General features: G+C 46.1%; 18 protein-coding genes. 12 read left to right on the top strand and 6 right to left on the bottom strand.

Annotated features, from left to right (window positions below):
* The first annotated feature begins 26 nt into the window (after positions 1 to 26).
* The 3 genes from G9G54_RS11400 to G9G54_RS11390 all read left to right on the top strand — a co-directional run bounded on the left by G9G54_RS11400 (position 27) and on the right by G9G54_RS11390 (position 4738).
* Complete coding sequence (locus G9G54_RS11400; RefSeq protein ID WP_061829525.1) at positions 27 to 1376, top strand: sodium-dependent transporter; 1350 nt, start codon at positions 27 to 29, stop codon at positions 1374 to 1376.
* 274 nt (positions 1377 to 1650) lie between these two features.
* The gene (locus G9G54_RS11395) at positions 1651 to 3609 is read left to right on the top strand and encodes an acyltransferase family protein (protein WP_165178085.1); all 1959 of its coding nucleotides are present in this window, start codon (positions 1651 to 1653) and stop codon (positions 3607 to 3609) included.
* Positions 3610 to 3805: 196 nt separating this feature from the next.
* Positions 3806 to 4738 carry a polysaccharide deacetylase family protein gene (locus tag G9G54_RS11390; RefSeq protein ID WP_165178083.1) on the top strand — a complete coding sequence of 311 codons (933 nt, stop codon included), beginning with the start codon at positions 3806 to 3808 and terminating at the stop codon, positions 4736 to 4738.
* 78 nt (positions 4739 to 4816) lie between these two features.
* Here the strand turns inward: G9G54_RS11390 and G9G54_RS11385 are convergent, their stop codons facing one another.
* The 3 genes from G9G54_RS11385 to G9G54_RS11375 form a co-directional block, all read right to left on the bottom strand.
* Positions 4817 to 5944: a glycoside hydrolase family 88/105 protein gene (locus tag G9G54_RS11385; RefSeq protein WP_103047202.1), complete on the bottom strand. Its 1128-nt coding sequence runs from the start codon at positions 5942 to 5944 to the stop codon at positions 4817 to 4819.
* 49 nt (positions 5945 to 5993) lie between these two features.
* Positions 5994 to 7526, bottom strand: a complete 1533-nt coding sequence (locus tag G9G54_RS11380) for an MFS transporter (RefSeq protein ID WP_165178081.1) — start codon at positions 7524 to 7526, stop codon at positions 5994 to 5996.
* Between the two features lie 112 nt (positions 7527 to 7638).
* On the bottom strand, positions 7639 to 8991 hold the full coding sequence (locus G9G54_RS11375; protein WP_165178079.1) for a right-handed parallel beta-helix repeat-containing protein: 1353 nt from the start codon (positions 8989 to 8991) through the stop codon (positions 7639 to 7641).
* 331 nt (positions 8992 to 9322) lie between these two features.
* Between G9G54_RS11375 and lepB the strand changes: the two genes are divergently transcribed.
* Positions 9323 to 9943, top strand: a complete 621-nt coding sequence (gene lepB, locus G9G54_RS11370) for a signal peptidase I (protein WP_165178077.1) — start codon at positions 9323 to 9325, stop codon at positions 9941 to 9943.
* A gap of 72 nt (positions 9944 to 10015) precedes the next feature.
* Here the strand turns inward: lepB and G9G54_RS11365 are convergent, their stop codons facing one another.
* Together G9G54_RS11365 and G9G54_RS11360 are read right to left on the bottom strand one after the other, a co-directional pair.
* Entirely contained in the window at positions 10016 to 10846 is an 831-nt protein-coding gene (locus tag G9G54_RS11365; RefSeq protein ID WP_165178075.1) for a carbohydrate ABC transporter permease, read from the bottom strand.
* A complete protein-coding gene (locus G9G54_RS11360) occupies positions 10846 to 11742 on the bottom strand; it encodes a carbohydrate ABC transporter permease (protein ID WP_165178073.1) in 897 nt (298 codons plus the stop codon). Before G9G54_RS11360 ends, G9G54_RS11365 begins: the two co-directional genes overlap by 1 nt.
* A 122-nt stretch (positions 11743 to 11864) precedes the next feature.
* Between G9G54_RS11360 and G9G54_RS11355 the strand changes: the two genes are divergently transcribed.
* The 8 genes from G9G54_RS11355 to G9G54_RS11325 all read left to right on the top strand — a co-directional run bounded on the left by G9G54_RS11355 (position 11865) and on the right by G9G54_RS11325 (position 20686).
* Positions 11865 to 13724, top strand: a complete 1860-nt coding sequence (locus G9G54_RS11355) for a cache domain-containing sensor histidine kinase (RefSeq protein WP_165178342.1) — start codon at positions 11865 to 11867, stop codon at positions 13722 to 13724.
* Positions 13717 to 15363: a response regulator gene (locus G9G54_RS11350; protein ID WP_165178071.1), complete on the top strand. Its 1647-nt coding sequence runs from the start codon at positions 13717 to 13719 to the stop codon at positions 15361 to 15363. The genes G9G54_RS11355 and G9G54_RS11350 overlap by 8 nt, the downstream gene beginning before the upstream one ends.
* A gap of 106 nt (positions 15364 to 15469) precedes the next feature.
* Complete coding sequence (locus G9G54_RS11345) at positions 15470 to 16774, top strand: ABC transporter substrate-binding protein (protein WP_165178069.1); 1305 nt, start codon at positions 15470 to 15472, stop codon at positions 16772 to 16774.
* A gap of 318 nt (positions 16775 to 17092) precedes the next feature.
* The gene (locus G9G54_RS11340; RefSeq protein WP_185156291.1) at positions 17093 to 18121 is read left to right on the top strand and encodes an NADH:flavin oxidoreductase/NADH oxidase; all 1029 of its coding nucleotides are present in this window, start codon (positions 17093 to 17095) and stop codon (positions 18119 to 18121) included.
* Between the two features lie 173 nt (positions 18122 to 18294).
* Positions 18295 to 18819 carry an ABC transporter ATP-binding protein gene (locus G9G54_RS25640; protein WP_238807964.1) on the top strand — a complete coding sequence of 175 codons (525 nt, stop codon included), beginning with the start codon at positions 18295 to 18297 and terminating at the stop codon, positions 18817 to 18819.
* Positions 18820 to 18869: 50 nt separating this feature from the next.
* Positions 18870 to 19220, top strand: coding sequence for a hypothetical protein (locus G9G54_RS25635; protein WP_238807952.1), 351 nt, complete (start codon positions 18870 to 18872; stop codon positions 19218 to 19220).
* Positions 19213 to 19923, top strand: a complete 711-nt coding sequence (locus tag G9G54_RS11330) for an ABC transporter permease (RefSeq protein ID WP_165178065.1) — start codon at positions 19213 to 19215, stop codon at positions 19921 to 19923. The genes G9G54_RS25635 and G9G54_RS11330 overlap by 8 nt, the downstream gene beginning before the upstream one ends.
* Positions 19924 to 19951: 28 nt before the next feature.
* Positions 19952 to 20686, top strand: coding sequence for an ABC transporter permease (locus tag G9G54_RS11325; RefSeq protein ID WP_165178062.1), 735 nt, complete (start codon positions 19952 to 19954; stop codon positions 20684 to 20686).
* A 204-nt stretch (positions 20687 to 20890) separates the two neighbouring features.
* Here the strand turns inward: G9G54_RS11325 and G9G54_RS11320 are convergent, their stop codons facing one another.
* Positions 20891 to 24481, bottom strand: coding sequence for a family 14 glycosylhydrolase (locus G9G54_RS11320; protein ID WP_165178060.1), 3591 nt, complete (start codon positions 24479 to 24481; stop codon positions 20891 to 20893).
* Positions 24482 to 24756: the final 275 nt, after the last annotated feature.

Genomic DNA, 24756 nt, shown 5'->3' with positions numbered 1-24756 from the left:
TAAGTAGAGAGAATGAGGGGGATATAATGAATTTGAGCAAGGGGCAGAATAGCCTGTCTGATAAAAATGAACGCTTCTCGTCTGCTGGATTTATATTGGCGGCGATCGGGAGTGCGGCAGGACTAGGTAACATATGGAAATTTCCGTATATTACAGGACAATATGGTGGAGCTGCATTTTTCTTATTGTTTATTGTCTGCCTGTTGCTTGTTGGTTTGCCTGTACTTTTAGCGGAGCTTGCGCTTGGTCGTGCAGGTCGAGGAAGTGCTGCTTCTGCAATGGTAAAAGTAGGCGGTCATCCGATTTGGGGCAAGATGAGCATCATGTTTGTTATCGTGCCGTTTGTTATCTTGTCGTTCTATGCCATTGTAGGGGGCTGGACACTGCATTATGCCGTTGAGGCATTTAGCGGAAATCTGTTTTCAAATAATGATTTTGCTGGACAGTTCGCTTCTTTTTCCTCCGGCTATGCGCCGTTGGTTTGGCTGTTAGTTGTTTTTGCATTTACAGCAGTCGTGGTAACTCTTGGGGTATCGAACGGGATTGAAAAGTTCAATAAAATTTTGATTCCTGCCAAGGTCATCCTGTTGCTCGTGTTGATGATTAACGCTCTTATGCTGCCAGGCTCTGGCGCGGGCGTATCCTTCTTTCTGAATCCCGACTTCTCTAAGCTAAGTATAGAGTCTGCATTGGTTGCTTTGGGACATGCCTTCTTCTCACTCTCACTGGGGATGGGAATTATGATCACGTACGGTGCGTACGTAGATCGCCGTCAATCGCTGGGTGGAGCTATGCTGGCCGTTGGTGGCGGAGATTTAATCTATGCGTTTATCGCAGGTATGATTATTTTCCCTACAACCTTCTCCTTCGGAATTAATCCGGCTCAAGGACCATCGCTGGTTTTCATTGCTTTACCGGCTGCTTTCTCGGCAATGCCTTTTGGTGCATTCTTCGGCGGTTTGTTCTTCGTACTGCTGGCGGTTGCTGCATTAGGTTCTATGGTATCCTTGCTGGAAGTTCCAGTAGCCTATGTCATGGAGCGTATGCGTTGGAGCCGGGTTCGCTCCGTTCTTGTCGTATCGGTCCTGTGCTTGATGCTGGGCGTCCCTTCTGCATTGTCCATGGGGCTGGTGCCGGAACTAAAAGTAGGGGATAAATCATTCTTTGATTTCGTAGACTTTACCGCATCCAACATCTTCTTACCGTTAGGCGGTTTGTTGATTGTTATATTCACAGGTTATTACTGGAAGACTGCGGCTGAGCATGCGAACATCAAACCCTTCTGGTTCAACGTATGGTTATTCGGTCTTCGGTATGTTGCACCGATCCTGATGTTGTTGGTCTTCCTTCATACTTCAGGTATCATCAAATTTTAAGAGAATAGAATACTAATAAAAAGGCATTTTCTTCCTAAGGGAAGAGATGCCTTTTTTTGTATATCTATCAGTGGTTACCTAACTGTGGAAAGGAATGATATAATAAAAACATTGTCATTAATTTTAACTTCATTGAAATCATTACGATTATGAAGTTTTATATAATGAATGAAAAGGCTACAGGGCATCGCAGACGATGTGCAGGAGAGGGAAAGGGCAGAAGAGCATTGAAACAGACAGGGAGCTTGAATTTGCAAGAAGGACGGCGGCTGAAATGAAGTCTAATCGGTTGTCGTCACAACGTCGTTATATGCCAGGTTTGGATGGTTTAAGAGCGCTGGCGGTCATCGCAGTCATTGTGTATCATCTGAATCCAGATTGGTTGCCGGGTGGTTTGTTGGGTGTAGGCGTGTTTTTTACTTTGTCGGGGTATCTGATTACAGATATTTTGGTTAGTCAGTGGGATACATATCATAGTTTTAAAATGAAAGATTTCTGGTTGCGTCGTGCCAGAAGGTTGCTGCCTGCCATGTTGACGGTTGTGGCTGTCATTGTCCTGTGCTCGTTGCTTTTCGATCCGTCACGGCTAACGGCCTTGCGCGGAGATGTACCTGCCGCATTGGTGTATATGAGCAATTGGTGGTTTATTTTCCATCAGGTTTCGTATTTTGAAAGTTTCGGCCCACCTTCTCCGCTTGGGCATCTGTGGTCGCTGGCGGTGGAGGAGCAGTTTTATATCCTGTGGCCCTTACTGCTGGCGCTCGGGCTAAAATTCATGCCCAAGCGTATTGTGCTCGCAGGCTGGGTAACTTGTCTGGCATTAATATCTGCGCTCCTGATGGCAGTGATTTACGTACCGGGAAGCGACCCGAGCCGGGTGTATTACGGCACGGATACGCGCGGATTTGCTTTGCTGATTGGTGCGGCACTGGCCTTGGTGTGGCCAAGCGGCAAGCTGAAAGAGCAAGCTTCTGCTAAGGCGCGTATGCTTCTGGACAGCATCGGTGCAATAAGCTTGCTGTTGCTTTGTCACTGGGCGTGGGCCTCGAATGAATATGACCCATCTCTGTACCGGGGCGGCCTACTGGGCATAGCTTTAGTCACTGCTATTGTGGTTGCAGCGTTGGCACATCCGGTAAGCCACCTTGGTCGTCTCCTTGGAATCAAGCCGCTACGTTGGATTGGAGCCCGTTCCTACGGACTGTATCTGTGGCATGTTCCGGTTATCACGCTAACGACGCCTCAGGTAGATACCGATGGCGTGCATGTGCTGCGTATCATTTTACAATTGCTAGCTACCGTATTGCTGGCGTCTCTCTCGTTTAAATATATCGAGGAGCCGATCCGCCATGGAGGATTCCGCCACTGGATCACAGGAATCCGTTCTGCGGTTCGTAGACAGGCGCGGTGGAGATGGATGCCTACAACTACAGCGGCTGTGCTGTTTGTAGGTATTCTCGTGGGTACCGTCCACCTGTACGTGGCTTCTCCTGACGCAACTATTCAGGCGGCATCAAGCGATGAGAATCCAGTCGCAAAGGCAAAGGCGATGCCGCCGCTTCACGGAACGGTATCCGTGGCTTCCAAGGAGCCCCAAGCCATCAAGCTGCAAGGGTCCGAGGGCAGCAAGGCGCAGACCCCAGTCCCGTCTCAAACCCAGACGCCTAAGAATACGGCGGTCCAGGCTGGTACTACGGACGATGTTACGAAACCGACGGAACCTTCGGACAAACCCAAAGAAGCTACGCCTATGACAGGTGATGGCTCGAGTGTTACCGCCATTGGAGACTCTGTCATGTTGGATGTACAGTCGTACATTCAGGAATCCTTCCCGGGAGCTGTTGTAGATGGGCGGATCGGCCGTCAGATGGCGGAGGCGCCTGCCGTACTGGAGCAGCTAAGACAGAACGGACAGTTGGGTAAGACGGTTATTATTGAGCTGGGCACGAACGGCGCTTTCACCAAGGATCAGTTAGCAAATTTGCTCGCCAGTCTGAAGGATACGAAGCGTATTATACTCGTGAATACCCGTGTACCTCGGCCATGGGAGAGCATTGTGAACAAGCATCTTGCCGAAGCGGCGTCCCAGGATTCGCGAATTACAATGATTGACTGGTATGCAGCCAGCTCTGGTAAAAATTCATATTTCGAGCATGACGGAGTACATTTAAAACCTAGTGGTGCTAAAGCTTATGCGTCCTTGTTGGCTCAGGCCCTAACGAAGCAATCGTAATAAACTGCAATGATACTCATAAATTATGTAAATGCAAGACAAGAAAGCCACCGGGAGTAGGTTGTCCTCTGGTTGAAGTGCATCCCTAAATTTTCATCGGCTAAACCTAAGGGTTTTTCCAATGTCTATTCTGAGGTGTATACATCAACCCCGATCCGGTGGTTTTTCTTATTTTAGTATGGAGGTACATAAGCTAATGGAAAAGGGCTATTCACATAGTAGGACAATGGAGCACCGCTTGAAGAGGAACAGAAAAAGACTCATTTGGATTGCTATTTTATTATTTGTGGCAGGCTGTACTACTTTCATTGCGATAAAGGTCTCAGATAACAAAACACATGCGCCAACACAGGAGCTTGCTAAAAAAACAGATTCCGTATCCAAAGACTCATCAAAAGGTAAAGCGGTCTCTCCAAAAAGCGACCCCGAAGTAGAAGATGGTGCCTTTGTCGAAAAATATTTAAAGCAGCAAATGCTAGGGCAGATGCCCGATGGAGCCGATGGTAAAAAAGTGGCCTACTTATCCTTTGATGATGGTCCATCCGTGACGGTAACACCTAAAATATTGGACATTCTGAAAAAACAGAAGGTCAAGGCAACCTTTTTTATCGTAGGAAAAGAAGCCGATGAAAATGAACATACCAGGAACATTATCAAAAGAATTGTTAAAGAGGGTCATGCGATAGGAAACCACACGTACTCTCATAATTATAAGTATTTATATCCTAACAGGCGGGTAAGCACGGACCATGTTATGCAGGATATTGAGAGGAACAATAAGGTGTTAAAAAGTATTCTGGGGCCAGAATTCACCACAAGAATGGTGCGGTTTCCTGGGGGCCACATGACATGGAATAGAAGAGATCCACAGGGGATGGCTGCTTTGGATAAAGTCTTACTTCAGAAGGACTATCATCAGGTAGATTGGAATGTACTAACGAAGGATGCAGAGGGAGCATCCAAGAAAGCCCCTGGACTAATCAACCAATTTATGAGATCAGTGAAAGGTCGAGAAAAAGCCATCATACTCATGCATGACACCTATGGTAAAGAAGAAACAGCAAAAGCTTTGCCGCAAATTATAGAATATCTAAAAAAACAGGGATATGAGTTTAAGGTTATGAAGTAAGATATGTTTATATATAAGAAAAGGACGGGGCTGATGGCCACCGTCCTTTTTGCTAATAAGGTATATCGTTCGGGTGTTTTAGATACGCTCTGCTTCACCCATTGCCTGAATGAAAGCTCCGATACCTTTGGGGTCGTTGGTTATAATCGGCTCACTGATATAGTAAGCGAAGGTACCGTCCCGACGATCTTTGCCACCCAAACCGCTTACTTGCACCGTTTTGTTCAGATTCACGAGTCCTTCTTCAGTGATCGTGATAAATTCATCGATAATACCCTTACGGATGATTTCTGCCTCTTGACGATATTGCTCTGGCAGATAGCCTTTGCGAACGCCCTTGGCAATAGCATAGAGAATCATGCAGGAAGCAGAGGCCTCCAGATAGTTGCCTTTCACATGGCCCAGGTTGAGCACTTGATAAAAGACTCCACTTTCTTTATCACGCACTTTCAGCAGGGCTTCCAGTGTTTCCGTCAGCATATCAATCAGGACGGGACGGTCTGCATGATCCTCTGGAATATAGTCCAACACGTCAACGAGTGCCATAACGAACCAACCCATCGAGCGTCCCCAGAAATTTTTAGAGCAGCCTGTTTCCGGGTTGCACCAATGCTGCTCACCCTTCTCATCCCAAGCATGGTAGAGCAGACCTGTTTCAGGATCACGCGTATGTTCGTAGCAGAGCTTGAATTGCAGGGTCACATCGTCAAACTCTGATGGATCTCCGAATTCGCGGATGAATTCAGCATAGAACGGGGCACCCATGTACAAGCCGTCGAGCCAAATTTGATACGGATAAATTTGCTTATGCCAGAATGCGCCCTCGCTTGTGCGTGGGTGTTTTTCCAGCTGACTGCGTAATTGGTAGGCTGCCTTTTTGTATCGTTCATCTCCTGTGGCACGATACAGCGAGAAGAGCAGCTTGCCGTTATTCACGTGGTCAATATTGTACTCATCTACTTTATAGCGCTGAATTACGCCATTTTCGTCAACAAAATGGTCCATATGTTTTTTTATAAATTCCATGTACTTGGGGTCGCCTGTCAGTTCGCCAACCCATTCCAGACCTCTGTAAATGACACCGTGATCATATTCCCATTTTTCATAAAATTCCGGGCTCCGTTGCAGAACGGAATCGCTCATACGTACAGCCCAAGAATCTGTTTTTGTAGGACTGGTGGTTGGTTGTGATGTTGGATTTGCCATGATACAGTCACCTCTTTAGTAAATGTTTAATCTGTAATTGTTATTGTTGTTACATAGATGGAGTGTGTGTCTTAGGGTCAACCGGTTTGTTCTTGAAGCCCACGTTATTGTTACCCCAGCACCGATCGTAATGGAAGCCTGTCAGTTCCTCGAATACCTTCCGGGCTTCCGGTTTGGCTGATTTCATGGAGCCACCGTTTTTGAGGCGGTCAATTTCGGCGATTAGCTTCTTGTGGCTGTCAATATCCAGCTTCATCACGACAGAAGCAATCATACCGATGATCGCAAGAATGATAGTACCAACCACAAGTACATAAAAGATGGCGTGCTGAGCAGCGACGGGCTGACTATCAGCCCCGGATACAAAGCCAAAATGCTGTAACACCCAGCCGAGAATGAAGACGACAACGGCCCGCACCATTTTTCCGGCAAAAGTCATCATACCTGCATAAATACCTTCCCGGCGACGGCCGGTCAACGCTTCATCCACATCGGCAAGGAACGTGTATTGATTCCAAGGGATGTAGTAGACGCCCCCAGTACCAAGCCCCATGAACAGGGTGATGACATATAGCCATACCATCGTATTCGAGGCTCCCGTTATATAGAGCAGGCCATAACCTGCTACGCTAAAGCAAACGACAACGAGTGCGGCGATGAAAGGCATACGGAACCCTTTACGCACGCAGAATTGGATGAAGAAATAGGTAGAAATCAATTGAATGACAGAGTTAAAGCTGTTCAAATTGGATACCATCTCCGAGCTTTGGAACAAGGAGAAGACAATAAAGTACGTAAAAGCAGAAGTAAACAGCCACTCAGCTGAAAAGCCGCCCAGGTACATCCCGAGATGATGACGGAACGTCTTGACTCGGAAGGTAGAGGAAATGTCGACAAACAACTTTTTCATCGAATCTATAAAGGAAAGCGGAGCTTCACCTTCCAGTTCCTTTTGCAGTTCCTCACTTGGACGTTCCCAGGAGTTTTTGTACAAGAATGCCATCGCAATCAGCAGAATAGCTGCAAAAACGAGACCGGTATAAAAGAAAGGCAATGGAGAGTCTTTGCCATACTCGGCAATAAAGCGACCAGGGATAAAAGCGGCAGCGAAATTGGCAATTTTGCCAAACATGGCCTTCCATCCAGTCAATCTGGAGCGTGCGCCGAAGTCCCGTGTCATCTCTGACGCTAGTGCTTCATACGGCACCATGACAGAGGTATACACCAGTTCAAACAGCACGTACGTACTCAGGTAATACCAGAAGCCCAACCCATCTACCCAAAGCATCGGATACACGAGCATCAGCGGGATACCCATCATGATGAAAAAGCGTCGTCTGCCGAATTTACGGCCCAAGCGGGTCCGGTGAAAGTTATCGCTGATAAAGCCCATGACCGGATTGCTGACTGCATCTATGATGCTGGCAACAGAGAAAATGGCCGCGGCCTGAACGGGAGACAGTCCGCAAAAGGTTGTATAAAAGTACATTAACCATGCACCGCTAATCGCAAGTGCGCCACTTCCCAGCATGTTACCGCTTCCATAGGCGAGTGTATGTTTCAGTGTGATTCTTCGTTCCATGATCTGTTCACCTCATATTTTGTCTGGTTATGAGGACAATCACCGGTCGCTATATTATGCAGAATTGTCTAAGTTGGTAGATGGGCCAGGGCGTCCTGATTAGGCGGGGCTTTTAACGTGCCCCTATATTTTTTCCGCTCGGAGTACCCGAGCCGATCAGATCGCTTCCTTTGGCCAGCTTAAGGAAATCACCGAGCTGGATGGAACCGTCTGCACTTCGAGTGATAGAAGGCGTGAGGCTAACAAAGTCGTCTGCACTGACTACCAGACCTTTGGCATTCGTCGATTTCTTGTTTTTCCACCAAACGCTAGAGTTGTCTTGATCTGTACCGCTTGTTTTATCACTTGCTGTTCCTTCAAAAGAAAGATTGTTAATGAACACGTGATCACCCTTGTCAAAAGCAAAATTACTTTGTCCATTGTCCCACGAGGTATTATTGGTCAACGTAATGCTGCCGGGGTTGCTATTGTAGGTGAAGCCGTGCTTTTTGTTCTGGAAAGCAATACTGTTTTTCACAATATGGTTGACTTTGATTTTGTCTCCACCCAGCTTAAAGCCATTGCCGTCGCTGTTCGCGGTAGACGTTCCATCTGCGGTCTGCCCGTTGTGGTGGGCCACACTGTTCAAAATGGTTACTTCGCCGATAGGACCCGTTTCGGTTTTGCTATACAAATCCCAGCCATCGTCTACGTTGTACGCAGCCAAGCAGTTATCAAACACATTGCCTGATCCCACAGTCAATTTGGCAGCGAAGCCATCGGCATCCTCACCATTATCGGGATCAGCGTTATCGTGAGAGTAAGAATTCAAAATCAAATTGTTCGAAGGCCACTCACTAGTGGAAGCGTTAGGGGAGTAACGTCCAAGCTGAAGTCCAGTATCCCGGTTGTGGTGAGTTTCCACGTTTTCGATTCGGTTATTGCTGCCGCCGATATAGATACCATTATCTCCGGCACCCTTTACTTCAAGGCCCTTTACCAGCCAAAAGTCTCCGTTAAGCTGAAGTCCACGATTGGCTGAACCAAAGGCTTGAGCAGAGAAATCAAGTACCGGCTTTTCACTACCGTAAGCGACCAACCCTTTGAGTGAGCCGTTATTGCCGCTATTTTCACGCTGAATTGTAACCGTTGAGGAGTAGGTGTAGTTACCACCGCGCAGGTAAATGGTTTTACCAGGAGCAATTTGCGTAAGTGCTGCTTCGAGCGTGGTAGGACTGGATATTGTACCCGGATTGGACACGTTACCATTTGGCGCTACATACAAATCACCTGCCGCTAACGTTGTGGAGACGGTGGTTGAGTCGGTTGTACTAACTGCCTCTTCTGTGAGTGCGGAAGAAGGGATGTCATTGGATAACGTATCTGCGTAAGCGGTTCCAACAAGGCAAGAAGAAGCAAAAACAAAAGAAACACCGAGTCTTAGAGCGTTAAAGCCGGTTTTTGGACGATCATTTCGTTTAAACATGTAATTTCCTCCTTATTTGAGCTCATATTTTAAAAGAAGATAGCATCTATAAAAGTGACTCATGCTGTCTTTCCACTAAAAACAGGACACCTCCTGGGGGAATAGATTAATCTACCATTAGTCCAAAACGCTCTAAGAAGTATATGCACAGTGTAATATATGTTAACGTTTGCATCAACAGTTTTTTACTGTTTTTTTGATATTGTGAAAAAAAGTTCACACTTTTGTTTCAACTAAAAATGTAGTTTTGCCAGACTGGGAAAATTTGATTATACTTAAACATTATACATATAATAGGAATGAAAACTGTGGGAAAGGGTGGGTTTAGCGCATGGAGAGTGGAAATCATTTGACGGATTCAACTGTCGAACAATTGCAGAAAAAGCAGCCACGAGTGAAAAATGAGATGATCGATTGGCTTAAGGCCATTATTGTAGCCATTGTGCTCGTGTTCATTATACGTTGGCTATTATTTGCGCCATTTATTGTTGAGGGAGCATCCATGGAACCGAATTTCAAGACAGATGAACGAGTGGTCGTGAACAAGGTGATTTACGATTTTCGTGATCCCAAGCCGAGTGAGGTTGTTGTATTCCATGTGAGAAGGGAACAAAGAGACTTTATTAAGCGTGTTATTGGAGTGGCTGGAGATACGATTCAGTATCAAGGCGACAATCTTTATGTGAACGGTAAGAAAGTAGAGGAGTCATACATTCAGGGAGCTATTCAGGATGCGCACGCCAAGGGAGAACTATATAACAATGTTGATTTTCCAAATGGAACCATAACCGATTCCAAGGTACCTGAGGGGTATATTTTTGTGATGGGTGACCACCGCAATAATAGTAGGGATAGTCGTGCTATTGGCTTTGTCTCTATTAAAGATATTGTTGGCCGTGCGGATGTGATTTTTTGGCCGGTGGATAGCGCACAATGGGTTAAGCATAAATAATATAAGAGCGCCTAAGAGGGGGGAATTCCTCACTTAAGGCGCTTTTTATTTTATAAACTTCGAATATTTGACTCAGCCTTTGACGGCTCCAGCGACGACGCCTTTAACAATGTATTTTTGCAGAAAAATAAATACGATGATCGAAGGCAGCACAGCCATTACCATCGCGGTCATGGCGTATTGCCAGTCTGACGTATACTGTCCGACAAAGGTGTAGGCGGCCAGCGTAAGCGTTTTGGTGCTGGGTGAGCCATTAACCATAAGTAGCGGAAGCAGAAAATCGTTCCAAATCCACATCACGTCGATAATGACAATGGTGGCGGTGACTGATTTCAGCAAGGGAAAAATCACGGAAAAGAAAAGCCGGAAGCCCGAGGCCCCATCGATTTTGGCGCTTTCATCAATCTCAGCCGGAATACCTTTCACGAAGCCGTGATAGATAAACACTGCCAGCGGTGCGCCGAAGCCCCAATACAGCAAGCCAAGTCCCCAAGTGCTATCTGCCAGATTTAAGTCTTTCGCCAGTCGCAAGACAGTGAGCATGATGGACTGAAATGGGATCAGCATCGGCATAATGCACAGCATGTAAATCACGGAGCTCCATTTGCCTTTGGTTCTTGCCAGCTTGTAAGCCGCGATGGAAGATATCAGTACGATACCTGCCAGTCCGACGACGGTGATAATGGTGTTATTCAGAAATAGGCGCGGATAGTCAATGAATTTCCATACATATACATAGTTATCCAGCGAAAGCTGCTTGGGCAGCGCAATAACGTCGGTCATGACCTCAGCGAAGCTTTTGAACGAATTGTTAATGGCGAGAAACAGCGGGTACAAAAATAACAGTGATAATACAATCATGCCCGCTTCTAGCAAAATACGTCCCGTACGGCTGCGTTGCATCAGGCTTCAACCTCCCTGCGTTTGAAAATAGACAATTGAATAATCGTAATGACCAGGACTGCAACGAATAAAATCAATGCTTTGGCTGTTCCGTAGCCATACAGATTGTTTTGGAACGTGTCCCGGTAAATATCATACGCAATACTGTATGTCGTACCACCTGGCCCGCCGCCGGTCAGAGATAAAATGACGTCGAACACTTTGATCGAGTTGGTCAGTGCCATGAAGACTGAGATCGTAATGGAAGGTGCGAGCATCGGTAGAATAATACTGAAAAATCTCCGAATCGGCCCCGCGCCATCGACAATGGCAGCTTCTTTTAAATCCTCTGGCACAGATTGCAAACCTGCAATATAAATGACCATGTAAAAGCCAATGGATTGCCAGATCGATACCGCCAAAATGGAAATAAACGCGAGCCCTTCCTCACCCAGCCAGCTTAGCTGGAAGATGCCCCAGCCTGTACTGTGTCCCAGTGACTCAAAGCCTTGCATGAAGATGAATTTCCATATAAAGCCGACAATCACGAGACTGAGGATATACGGGATAAAGAAAGCCGCCCGCAGCCAAGCCGAGCTTTTCAGCTTCATATCGAGAACGAGCGCCAGCAAAATGGCCAGCACATTCACCAATACAATGTAAAGAATGGCATACTTGACGGTAAACCAGGCTGCATGTGCAAAATTGGCGTCCCCAAGCAGGATTTGCTTGAAGTTATCCAGACCTACAAATTTCGGATGTTTGGATATGCCGTTCCACTTGGTCAGGGAATAGCGTATCGTCATCAAAAACGGAATATAAAATGCAATCGTAATGCACAGGATTACGGGCAGTGTGAATAAACCGAATTCCAGTTTACTGCCCTTATCGCCCCAAGTTCCCCTTTTTTTCAGCATAACGCACCTCTTTTTCTCAACATTTTCCGCTCTTTCGCTCCAAGCTGTTTAAGATATAATGAAAGTATAGGATAGCCCCTAGGGCCGGACCAATGGATTTAAGAAAACAGTTGAGGGTAAAAATGTGTACGCTTTCAAAAGGGGCGATTATCATGATGTCAGAGCGTGTAGGAACGTTTCTTCGCTCTATGTGGAGGAGGATCACGCAAAAATTAGTGAACAAGCTCATTCTACTTTTTACCTCGGTGATTATTCTGGTGGTGGGCTCACTCACAATTATTTCCTATCAGATGATTGAAAAGGAGTCGGTTAACCATAGCATCGCCAGCACGACCAATAATCTGTTGCTGGTCAATCAGAATTTGGAGGATTACTTGGAGGGAATGCAGCAGTTGGCTCTTCCGCAGCTTCGTTATAACGATATCATGAACGCCATTGCCAATGAGAATCGGGACTATGCTTCGAGAATGGTCATTGAAAATTACTTGCGCAGCATGTTTTATTCACGTAATGATCTGGAAGCGATCTATCTGTATGTGGCGGACCGACATCAATACTATGTGGTTACCAGGGAGACGTACAACATTACGGTGCGCAAAGGAATAAACACAGATATTCCCAAGCTTCCTTGGTATAAAGAGGCGATGGCTAGTACCACGAACGAATCATTTCAATCCTTTGTGGGGTCCCGCTCTGATATGGGTTATGTGGCGCCACAAGCCAGCTTTATGGCATACCATCGAGTGCTGAGGTCGATTGCATCCCGCCACCCGCAGGCGGTGCTGTCCTTTTATTACAATACGAGCGCCGTGAATGAAATCATGCAGAACATTCCACTGGGCAAAGGGGACCAATTGATGCTAATGAGCCCTAAAGGGGTTCCCTTTTATGTGAACAGCTTTCCGCTATATGAGCGGATGCGTGATTCTGGAGTGTTGACACAGATCGGCAAGGGAGGAAGCGGGCGAGTAACGTGGTCAGATAGCAGTGGGGATCAGGAGTATTTGGTTGTCTATGATGCTGGTGAAAAAGATGGGTGGCAGCTCATTAAGCCCATCCCATACCGCCAGATTTATGAAGCAGCTACGACAACACGGAATTGGAGCTATGCCATCGGGGCTTTATTTTTAGGTGTGTCTATTATATTAGTGACACTGACCTCGAACGCCATTACCCGACCTTTACATAAGCTGTCCACCCAGATGCAGCGGTTTAGCACCGGAGATTTTGGAGCAGCAGCTCCTGTGAAGGGACATGACGAGATTGCATATTTGTCGCTGCATTTTAACGAAATGGTCCAAAGAACCGAAGAACTTATTAATGAGCGCTATCGCATGAAGCTGGTCGAAAAGAACGCCATACTCAAGGCGTTGGAGGCTGAAATTAATCCTCATTTTCTGTACAATGCCCTGCAAGCCATATCCACGCAGGCATTAAAGCGGGAGATGTTCGACATGGCGGATATGGTGGATGCGTTGGCCCAAACGTTGCGGTATTCCATCAACGGCAAGGATATCGTAGTTGCCCGCGAAGAGCTCAAGCACATTGAACGGTATATAGGTCTGCAAAAAGCAAGGTTCGGAGCGAGATTGCGGGTCGAAGTGGTATGGGAAGAAACGCTGATGGAGCTGCCGATTCCGAGATTATCTGTGCAGACGTTGGTGGAAAACGCTATCAAGCATGCGTTGGAAAAAGTATCAAGCGATATTCTGATCGTCATTTCAGCCGAATCGAGTTCTACAAATGCCACAATTGCAGTCAGGGACAACGGACCTGGAATTTCAGAGGACAAGCTGAAAATGGTGCTGGATTCGTTTCATGAAAAATGGGAAGACCGGGAGAGCGAGCATATCGGCTTGAAGAATCTGAACACACGCTTGAAGCTTTTGTATGGAGAACAGGCAGGATTATTCATACTTACGGATGAAACAGGAACGGAAATGAGAATGCAAATTCCCCGGGGAGGAGTCAGCCATGTATAACGTATTGATTATTGACGATGAAGAACCGTTACGCGAAGCCATTCGTATTGTTGGAGACTGGGGTAATCTGGGCATCAAGCATATTTATGAGGCAACGAATGGAAGGCTGGGAATGGAACTGTTAGGTCAACATCACATCGATGTGGTGATGGTAGATATGAAGATGCCGGAAATGAACGGTATCGAATTTCTACGTGCTATCGAAAAGGCATATCCCCATATGCTGACGATTGTCATTAGTGGCTACAATGACTTTGAATTTACACGGCAGGCGATTCAATCCCGGGTGGTGGACTATCTGCTCAAACCTATCAATCGTCAGGATCTGAATCAGGCACTGCGCAAAGCAGTGGACATTCTGGAAAGTCGAGAGCAAAGCAAAAACAAGTTCATTAGCCAGAACATTACGCTGAATATGTCACTGCCGAAGCTGAAAGAGAAGCTATATTTGTCCATTTTGGACGGTAGCTTTAAAAGGCAGGCCAATACGACGTTGCTCCCATTGATCGGAGCGGATCAGCCGGGGAATCGCTTTGGGGTGATCGTGCTGCGGATGCTGAACAGGGATGAGATTCGCAGGACGCGTTTTCATGGCGATGCCGATCTGATGGATTTTGCTGTGACCAATGTGTTAGCTCAGACATCAGATGAACGGTTGAGTTGTTTTAGCTTCTCCCATCCGCGACGGGAGCGTGAGATCGTTTCGATCTGTACCTTGGCCCCAGGACAAGAAGAACATATGGCCTTACTATTGGCACAAGTGACACAGAAGGCGGTGGTGAACCTGCATGGGCTGTTCAGCATGGTGGTAGTTGCCGGATTGGGTAAGCTCTGCACAGATGTATTGGAGCTAGCGTCTGCTTATATGGATGCCAAGACGCTCATTCACAGCACAGATGTGTTGAAGCTGGAAGGAGAATCTATTCTCCATACGGTGCCCCGGCAAATGGGTACGCTAGAGGAAATATCATGGACGGAGCGACTGTTGTCGATCCAAAAGGATGCTCAGACAGGCCAGGCGAACCGGGCAAAGGTATTGTTGGGCGATCTGCTGAAACAATTGGCATCAGGCCCTATTTTCCGTTTACAGGATGCGGATCGAATGATGAAGGAGTTCCATTTTTTACTGAGAGAAGCTGCTGTTGAGTTGGGCGCGTCTGTGTCAGCGTTGAATCAAGAGGAAGTTCTGGTAGAACAGGGACGGGTGACTGAAGGCGATTTGTCTGCTGATTTTACGAGCTTTGCCCACTACGTTCAGAGATTGAATCGAATGCTGGAGCTTTACATTGCCGGGGTCCAACATGCTCAAGCGGGGAACCAGCCCTTTGACATAACGGACATCAAAAGGCACATCGACCGTTATTATTTTGAGGATATCAAAATTTCGTTTTTTGCCGAAACCTATTTCTTGAGTCGGGAATACCTGATGAAGCTGTTCAAACAGCAGTTTGGTTACGGTATTCACGAATATGTACAGAAGGTTAGAATGGACAAGGCGAAGGAGCTGCTGGGTGATTCTAGCCTGAAAATACAGGAAATCTCGGATATGCTCGGCTACAAAGATAAAAATTATTTCAGTAAGGCTTTTCGTAATTATTATCAGGTGTCACCGTCTGAGTATCGCGTGAGCCTGCAATAAACCACTTTTTTACCCTTAACGCTTCACTAATCTGCCTTTTTAAATGGGAGTATATTTTTTAGAATGATCGCATGGACGTTGATCACAAACAAATGGGGGAGTATCCATGTTAAAGAAGATGATGGCGTTATCCGGCAGTTTGCTTTTGACGGTCGGTTTGTTGAGCGGATGTGGAAGCAACGGCGGCACGGATGGGTCGAAAGAAAGTGCTGGCGGCAAAGAAGATTTGAAAACGGTTACAATAAACATGTTCACAGCTTCACCAGAGTATACCGATGCTTTTAATGCGTATATCGAGGAGTATAAGAAGGTCAAACCTAACGTGAAGATCAATCTGGAGATCATGCAGGCAGACTACAACACGATTCTGAAGTCGAAAATAGCCTCAGGTAGTACACCGGATGTATTCCAAACGACGGCAGGAGGCGACATCGACACGTATGCGGATTATAGCGCTGATCTGACCAATGAGCCGCTGGCAGCAGCCATGACGGATGCTGTTCGAGCGAATATGAGCTCCAGTGACGGCAAAGTATTAGGACTCCCGGTAAAAGGGAACCTGTTTACGCTGATTTACAATAAGGATTTGCTTACCAAGGCTGGGGTAACCTCCCCGCCGAAGACGATTGCAGAAATGCAGGATGCGGTCACCAAGCTAGAGGCGAAGGGCATTACTCCATTTGCCAACGCATATAAAGAGTGGTGGGTATGGAAACATATCTTCCAACACTATGTAGATGCTGCCGCGCAGGATGCAGGCGTGGAACCGAAGCAACTCGTTAGTGATTTTATCGCAGGCAAAGCAAAAATCAAGGACTACCCCGTGCTGTACAACAACTTCTTTAACTTCATTGATTTGACGGTGAAACATGGCACAGATAAGCCACTGGAACGGGACAGCAATGCGGAAGTAAGTGATTTTGCATCTGGAAAAGCTGCATTTATGACGGGTAAAGGTGCATGGGATGAGGAAGCAATCAAGAAAATTAATCCTGATCTCAAGATTGGCATCATGGGATATCCGGTGAGTGACAAAGCTGATCAATCGGTTATCATTACCGGTGCGGATCAGGCGCTACGTATCAACAAGGATTCCGAAGTATCCAAGGAAACAATTGAATTTTTCAACTGGCTGTACACTTCGGAATACGGTAAGAACTGGTTCTCCCAGGTAGCGAAGGTGATTCCTCCAATTAAGGATGCACCGCTTCCTGATCTGGAAATGCCTAAGGAAATGGAAAGCATTTTGAAAACGTCGAAGTCCGGTGATCTGTCTGTTAACTACTCGCTGGATACGTTCCACCAAAAATTTGGTGAGCTGATGCAGGCATATATCAGCGGTAACATGAACAAGGATCAGGCGGTTGCAGAGATTGAGAAGGCATGGGTACAATTAGGTTCAGCACAATAAGATTGGTATTGCAGAGGCGTCCGTAAGGGCGTCTTTTTGTATTATAGCTAGGAGGCGGAGAGGGGAAGGACAAAAAAATATTTAATAATATTTAAATATTTACTTGCAAAAAGTTATTGAGTTGTGGATAATAGGTTGTGTGCAATATATCTACACCATACGACATACATAATGACTGCAAGTTGCAAATGTGAGAGATCCCCCGTTGGAGGGAATCTCTTTATTCCGTTTGGACTATGCCGATTATGTCTATAATAGACCGTGTAATTTGGAGTGTATTTTCGTTTATGTGACGAAGATAAAAAGGAGATGAACGTTTTGACGAATTCGTTGTTTACACCGTATACACTGAAAGATTTGGAATTAAAAAATCGTGTGGTGATGCCCCCGATGTGCCAATACTCGGTGACAGCCAAGGACGGGATTCCGAATGATTGGCATCATGTCCATTACCTGAGCCGGGCTATTGGAGGCACGGGCCTGATTATTATAGAAATGACGGACGTGGAACCGGATGGACGGATTACAGATTATGATCTGGGTCTTTGGTCAGACGAGCATGTCCCAGCTTATAAGAAGCTGGTTGACGGCATTCATGCGCACGGGTCCAAGGTAGGCATCCAGATTGCTCACGCGGGCCGTAAAGCTGAGGATGCAGCTGAGCCAGTTGCTCCTTCCGCGATTGCATACCCGGATGCGAATTATAAACAGCCACGCGCGCTTACGACGGAGGAAGTCCGTGGCATGGTGCAGAAATTCGCAGACGCTACCCGGCGTGCAGTTCAAGCGGGCGTGGATACGATTGAACTGCACGGGGCACATGGTTACTTGATTCACCAATTCCATTCGCCAGTTACAAACAAGCGGGACGACGAGTACGGTAAGGATTTATCCCGTTTCGGCGTTGAAGTCATTCAGGCTGTACGCAAGCAAATGCCTGCGGGTATGCCGTTAATCTTACGCATCAGCGCGGTGGAATACGTAGATGGTGGGTACGATGTGGATCATGCCATTGAGCTGAGCCGTGCATATCAGGCTGCAGGCGTAGACGTGATCCATGTTAGCTCGGGCGGGGAAGGCCCTGCTGGCGCCAGAAAGCCGGGCAACTATCCGGGCTATCAAGTGCCGTTCGCACGCCAAATTCGCGAGGCACTGAACATCCCGGTGATTGCTGTAGGCTCGTTGGATGACCCAGCCTTGGCGCAGTCTATTATCGGCAACGAGGATGCCGATCTGGTCGCTGTGGGACGCGGATTGCTGCGCGATCCATATTGGGCGATTCATGCAGCAGTGACGCTGCGCGGCGAGGAGCCTTCCATACCTGAACAATATCAACGTGGCTACTGAGGCCTAAGTAATCCCACGTTGTTTATATATAAACAAGGCACCTGCAACGAAGTGTACGCTTCGTCAGGTGCCTGTTTTGTTTTATGGACAGATGGTACAGTGTAAGCAATCTTACAGGTAGTAGTGGTTATATTTTGTATACTTGTATTATTTAGTGATTAGGAGGTTTGAAAGTGGATTATATTATCGAAACGAAAAAGCTCCGCAAACAGTTTGGGGGGTCTGTAGCCGTAGACGACATATCCTTACATGTGGAGCGTGGCAGTATCTACGGTTTCCTCGGTGAAAATGGAGCTGGTAAGACAACCACTATCCGCATGCTAATGAGGCTAATTGAGCCTACAAGTGGGGAGGTTTTTTTATTTGGCGAGCGGCTGGAGAAAAACCATCCTTCTATTTTCTCGAAAATAGGTACAATTATCGAAACGCCTGGTTTATACGAAAATTTGAGCGCACGCGATAATTTAAGGATTTGCTGTATGTACATGGGAGTGCAGGATGATGGAAGAATTGAACGTACATTAACGACTGTGGGATTAGAGCATACCGGCAAAAAAAAGTTTAAGAATTTTTCCCTAGGAATGAAGCAAAGATTAGGGATTGCAAGGGCGCTTGTTCATGACCCAGAGTTGCTTATATTGGATGAGCCGACGAACGGACTGGACCCTCTGGAATTAAGGAAATTCGTCAGCTATTGAAGCGGTTGTGCGAGGAAGACGGGAAAACAATTCTTATTTCCAGCCACATCTTGAGCGAAATTCAGCAGTTAGCTACACACATCGGGATTATACATAATGGAAAACTGTTAGCGGAAGATCGTTTGAGCCGATTAGAGGAAGGTTTTGAGCAATATACAGATGTAAAGGTAGACGATGCAGAAGCAGTGCAAGCATTTCTGCAAGAGCACATGAAGCAACTTCAATCTAATGTGATATCCCCACAACAACTAAGAATTCATAGTCAGATTGAGAATACAGCTGCGTTAAATAAGCAGTTAATAGATCATCAGTTTTCAGTCTATGAGATACACACCACAAAGCAGACACTGGAGGAGTACTTTCTAACACTCATTTCAGAAGAGGGTGAGCGGCATGATTAGAGCAGAACTTATTAAGCTTAAAGGCTCTAAAGCCTTCTTGTTGAGCTATATTATATTACTGGCTGTTGTACTGTTGATGTTTGGATTGAGCGCTATTTTTTACAGATATTCAATTGATAAACGGGGTTGGACTTACTATTTCGAGGGCATAGTTCTCTTCGTCAATGTTGCAGCCGGATTTATCAGTTACTACATATTAACCGGTCATATTTTTGCAAGAGAGTATCAGGAAAACACGCATCTATTTATGTTTACAACGCCTGTCACCAGGGTTAAATTTTATTTTAGTAAATTGATCATTATTTATGGATTTATTATTGTATCCTTATTTCTCGTTCTGTTTTTGTCTGCCTTATTAGGCATGTCCATTACAGATCGACCTTTAACGATGGCTATCTGGGTATACCAAATCCAAGTGTTTGCTAAAATGTGTGTGATGCATGCGATGTTAATCCCAATCGCCTCTTTTTTTGCTATACGCTGGAAGAGCATCATGGTGGTTGTACTCCTAGTTTGTACTGCAATATTTTTAAATTTTATATACAAAAGTGAATGGTACCCTTGGATTGTGCCCTATCTCTTATCTCCTAATGAAAGAAATGCGACTATACCTACCAATGTTTCAATAGCATGGCTCAGCTTATCCGTGATCTTTCTTCTTGGATTGTTTTTATCCATATGGACATATCAAAGAAGAGCCTAAATGGAGATTTTTTGAAAGGAGGGCTACTATGTTTGACCTGTTTAGAGCAGAGTGCTTGAAGCTGAAAGGAACTAAAATTCTTTTTCTAAGTGTGTTTATTTTAATAGCAACCGTATTTTTGACTTTTAGTACTTACGCCATAAATCCTAAACTTTCCTTGGATCGTGATGGATGGAATGAATACTTTATGGATTTGGTATCCTCCATTAATTTAATAACTGGATATATGAGCTATTACATTTTGACCTGCTATATCTATGCGAGAGAATACCAGGAGAACACTCATATTGCACTGTTTACAAACCCAGTTCGCCGAACTCGGATTTACTTCAGCAAGCTGCTCGTTATCTATATGTACATCGCTGTTAGCCTGCTGTTAGCATTTGTGCTATCTGCGATATTGGGTATGTTTATTACGGCCAGACCGCTAACCTTTGAAATCGTTATGTATCAGCTTGGGGTATTTGCTAAAATGATTCTTATGCACGCTATGCTCATCCCGATCATCACGTTCTTCGCTATTCGTTGGAAAAAATTTGTGCCTGCTATTATGGGAATGTGTACGGTCATGTGTTTAAATTTTGTTTTAATTAATATACCGGGGAATACCTTTTATCCATGGACAGTGCCGTTATTGTTTTCTCCCCATGGCGACATGGGCAGAACATTTACGTATGTTCCTGGAGGATTCATCAGTATTTGCTTCATTTTTGTGCTGGGACTTTTTTTAGCATTGCGAAGTTATGTTCGTATAGAAAAATAAGTAGAGTATAACAAAAAGAAATAGACCGCCCTGGAGAGGGAACACGGTCTATTTCTAATAGATAGCCCTTTTCAGCCGACCACTCTTCAAAGCGGCAGCTGCCAAGAGTAGGGATGTTACCAGCATCCTTGCTCTTTTTTAGTATATCCTTCTATCATTTATTTTTAGCATATCTGAATAACCAATATAACTGAATGCCGCTGTTTACTTGGTGAAAATTTTAACTTCCTTTGGAGCAAGAGTCACGGTGATCGAACCGTTGTTAATCTGAATGGAGTCGTTGCTTAATTGGTTGGTCAGGCGAGTGCCGTTGGACAGATTGTCGAAGTTGCCAATCGTGCGGGTTTGACTGCTCCACGAGTTGTTGATAAGTACGATGGCCTCGTCGCCATTTTTAGAGCGCTGGAAGCTGTAAAAGGAGTCGTCCACCCATTTTTCCTTTTGGTTGCCGTTTTGCAGAGCAGGGTGGTTGTTGCGCACAGAGTTCAGCTTAGCGATGTACTGATACAGGTCATGATTGGCGTTAAACACAACGTTTTCCCGGTTGGCAGGATCATCTCCGCCACTAAAGCCTTGCTCGGTGCCTTGATAGATGATAGGAATCCCGCGTGAGGTCAAAGTAAAGCCCAAGGCAGCTTTGAGCTGAGGCCATTTGTCATAGTTAGCACCCGGCTTGCCGGAGGCGTCATTCAGGAAACGTTTTACATCATGATTGTCGATAAATACGCCGTTGGTCTGGGCATCGCGATAGTAACGATCATCGGAGTAGCGCTCCTTGATTTTTCTCATGGATTGATCGTGTCCGAACACATCCTTGATTGTATAATACATCGGAAAATCTAATGCGGCATCGAGATATCGGGTGTAATCCCCCACATAGGCAGGGTCGCCATGGAAAATTTCACCCATGGTGAAGGTATTGGCGGCTTGATCAAAATCCTTCAGGAACCCTTTGGGTACATGCTTCACAGTGTCCACCCGCAGTCCGTCGACCCCCGACTCGTTCAACAGCCATTTGATCCAGTTTTTGAGCTCATTTGCTGTTGCAGGGTTGTCCTGATTCAGGTCATCTAATCCAGCCACATCACCGTTTTCGATTTTCGATTGGTTGTTGGAGCTGTAGTCTGCTCCTGTGATGTCGCCATTGTGATGATACCAATCTGCTTTGTCGAAGGGAGCCTTGGCGATGCCGTTCCCAGGTTGAAAATCGCCGGTGTGATTGGGAACTACGTCCAGCATAACAGCGATATTTTTGTCGTGTGCCTTACCAACCAGCTCTTTGAACTTGTCCATGGTACCGAGATGTCCGTCTACCGCATAAAAATCATACGTATGATAGCCGTGGTAAGCGTATTCGCTCTTTTGCATCGTTACCGGAGTAATCCAGATGGCGGTAAATCCCATATTTTTAATGTAGTCTAGTTGGTTAATAATACCTTGAAAATCGCCGCCATGCCACTTGCGCTGATCGCTGTTGTTGGAATTGAAACCACCGTAATTATCGTTGGATGGATCTCCGTTGCTAAATCGGTCTGTCATGATAAAATAAATGCTCTGTTTGCTCCAGTCTGTGCCAAGGGGAGTGGGCTTGGAGAGGGTACCCGGATCTATAGAGGTGAAGGCGCTCGAAAGCGCCTCCGTTTGAGCAGTTACTTCAACTCCGTTAACATTGGGTGTGTAGGTAGAAGTGCTTACGTTTAAGGATACACCCGAAAGTTTTTCTGTTTGGATAGGCCCTGCCACTTCGTTGAGGTCGGTTGCGTAGGTGGAAGTCACTACGCTGACGGCACTTCCTGAAGGTGCCCCCGTTCGGATAGATCCTGCAGCTCCGTTCAAGCCGGGTGTGTAGGTAGAAGTTCCAGTGCTGAAAAGGTAATTTTTAGTATTGTTGCTGTCCCAGTTGTTATTACCGTCATTAAAAGCAACTTCCAATTGGGAGGCAGAACCGATATCGACGGTAATTTTAGCATAGTTGCTAATTTCGGCATCCTGCATTTTCACACCCGGTGCAGCAGTCCAGCTACCACCAGCCGGACGGTAGTGAATGTAAGGTGAGTTGAAGCCTTTTTTGTAGTATACCGTTACTTTGTTAGTTGTACCGCCGCCATCCCCGGGATTCGCGCCCGATGGAGCGCCTGAAGTGATCGTTCCTGCATTGCCACTATTACCGGGCGTGTACGTAGAAGTGCCCGTGCTGAAGGAGTAGTTTTTGGTGTTGTTGCTGTCCCAGTTGTTATTGCCGTCGTTAAAAGCGGCTTCCAATTGGGAGGCAGAACCGATATCGACGGTAATTTTAGCATAGCCGCTAATTTCGGCATCCTGCATTTTCACACCCGGTGCAGCAGTCCAGCTACCACCAGCCGGACGGTAGTGAATGTAAGGCGAGTTGAAGCCTTTTTTATAGTATATCGTTACTTTGTTGCCTGTACCGCCATTATTGTCAGGCTTGGCTTTGCTGATGATATATTGTTTGAATCCACTCAACTCACCGGTTGGTGAGCCATCATTGTTGACGAGATTGTTGATGCGCAATAACGTAAACCCGTGATAACCGAACTTCGTGATTTTCTCCTCGATTTTTTGGAAGCCGCTGCCGCCTGTCGGGAGTGCATTTTCACCATTCAGGCGAACACCCTTGGCATTCGCGATGGAGGAGACAGTATCAACCAGGGTGGACGGCAACGAATAATTCGGTGCTGTGCCACTGTCACTCATCTCCAGGCAAGTAAATGTCAAGTCTAGATCGGCATCCTTGAATTTCTGAATGAGACGGTTGTAATCATAATATCCACCCGCTTGTTCTGTGCTGTGCGGCATGGCAGGATTGTTCATTTGCCAGTGCAGACCGGAAATTTTGGCCCCGATCCGGACACCGAACACAGAATCGAAGTTTTTGTGGGCAGCTGCTCCGATGACACCTAGATGCTTCTCAAGCACACTTTGGTACCACGACAGAAAATCCTTTCCATACGTGGAATTATATCCTCCATTCGTGTAAAATCCGTCCCCATCGGTCGGCGGATTGATTTGGCTAAGGCTACTCAGCTTGGTACCCCATGCTGCATTAATCTTGTCCATTGATCCATACTTTTCATTCATGGCCGTGCGGAACGCACTTTTGGCTGTTTCAGTGTAGGCTTGGAATTTGCCCCGTGCAGGATAACTCCATCCCGCTGCCGGATAGTATGAAGGATATCGCAATTCTCCAGAGGGCCCACCGCTTAAATAAATTTTGGGAATGATGCTTTTGTAGCTAGCAAAGGTTTGAGCAAATGAGGCATATAGCTCGTCATATTGTTTACCAGTCCCGTTCCATAATGGAGAGAGGGCTTCGTTATTGGCAAAACCGCTTTCGTCCTTGAACTGCATTTCATCTGCACTGCCCTTGCTCGACAGCCAGCTTGGCAGTGGGATGTTGCAGTCATCTCCCACATTTCCTCCACACTTATGCGTTGAGATGATAGGAACCCACTTCAGTCCCGCTTCTTTCACGGCATCTGCATAGGTCTTGTAGTAGCTCCAATCGAACTGGTTATCTCCTGCGCTCTCCACATAGCCCCACCAGACGTCGGTAGTGATGGCATAAACACCGTTACTTTTCAGCGTTTGCAGTTGCTTTTTAAAGGAACCCCAGTCATTAATTTTCGCCAGCGGCCCCATGACAGAAGCTTGAAAATCATCTGCAACCGCAGCGCTCGCCGTATTAGAGGGTGAGCCAATGAAGGCGGTCAGAGACAGCACAAGGCTTAGTAGAAGCATACACCCTTTTTTCCATAGACTTCGATACAAGGTCAAACCGATCATCCTCCCCAAAGCATAGTCTAATTCGACAACATTTTGTAAACGTCTACAAAAATAGTATAAAGCAAGCGGTTGCATAGAAAGAAGAATTTATTGCACACTCAGAGTGGACAAATATGACATTTTACGTAAGCAACCGTGTGCTTAAAAGTTTCCAGGCAAAAAAATAAGGCATAGGTCTGAGTAAGACGCATGCCTTTTAATGATGTGCGGATAGACAATGCCAGTATAGGAGAAAGCGAACCTAGGCGTAGAGAAGCCTTGTTCCA

It is taken from the genome of Paenibacillus sp. EKM212P (genome assembly GCF_011066115.1).
In the GTDB taxonomy this organism is placed as follows: Bacteria; Bacillota; Bacilli; order Paenibacillales; family Paenibacillaceae; genus Paenibacillus; species Paenibacillus polymyxa_B.
This window is presented reverse-complemented; position numbering and strand designations above follow the sequence as displayed.

Coding starts and splice junctions, on each gene's coding strand:
- G9G54_RS11400 (WP_061829525.1), top strand. CDS start 27: ATGAATTTGAGCAAGGGGCAGAATAGCCTGTCTGATAAAAATGAACGC.
- G9G54_RS11395 (WP_165178085.1), top strand. CDS start 1,651: ATGAAGTCTAATCGGTTGTCGTCACAACGTCGTTATATGCCAGGTTTG.
- G9G54_RS11390 (WP_165178083.1), top strand. CDS start 3,806: ATGGAAAAGGGCTATTCACATAGTAGGACAATGGAGCACCGCTTGAAG.
- G9G54_RS11385 (WP_103047202.1), bottom strand. CDS start 5,944: ATGGCAAATCCAACATCACAACCAACCACCAGTCCTACAAAAACAGAT.
- G9G54_RS11380 (WP_165178081.1), bottom strand. CDS start 7,526: ATGGAACGAAGAATCACACTGAAACATACACTCGCCTATGGAAGCGGT.
- G9G54_RS11375 (WP_165178079.1), bottom strand. CDS start 8,991: ATGTTTAAACGAAATGATCGTCCAAAAACCGGCTTTAACGCTCTAAGA.
- lepB (WP_165178077.1), top strand. CDS start 9,323: ATGGAGAGTGGAAATCATTTGACGGATTCAACTGTCGAACAATTGCAG.
- G9G54_RS11365 (WP_165178075.1), bottom strand. CDS start 10,846: ATGCAACGCAGCCGTACGGGACGTATTTTGCTAGAAGCGGGCATGATT.
- G9G54_RS11360 (WP_165178073.1), bottom strand. CDS start 11,742: ATGCTGAAAAAAAGGGGAACTTGGGGCGATAAGGGCAGTAAACTGGAA.
- G9G54_RS11355 (WP_165178342.1), top strand. CDS start 11,865: ATGTGTACGCTTTCAAAAGGGGCGATTATCATGATGTCAGAGCGTGTA.
- G9G54_RS11350 (WP_165178071.1), top strand. CDS start 13,717: ATGTATAACGTATTGATTATTGACGATGAAGAACCGTTACGCGAAGCC.
- G9G54_RS11345 (WP_165178069.1), top strand. CDS start 15,470: ATGTTAAAGAAGATGATGGCGTTATCCGGCAGTTTGCTTTTGACGGTC.
- G9G54_RS11330 (WP_165178065.1), top strand. CDS start 19,213: ATGATTAGAGCAGAACTTATTAAGCTTAAAGGCTCTAAAGCCTTCTTG.
- G9G54_RS11325 (WP_165178062.1), top strand. CDS start 19,952: ATGTTTGACCTGTTTAGAGCAGAGTGCTTGAAGCTGAAAGGAACTAAA.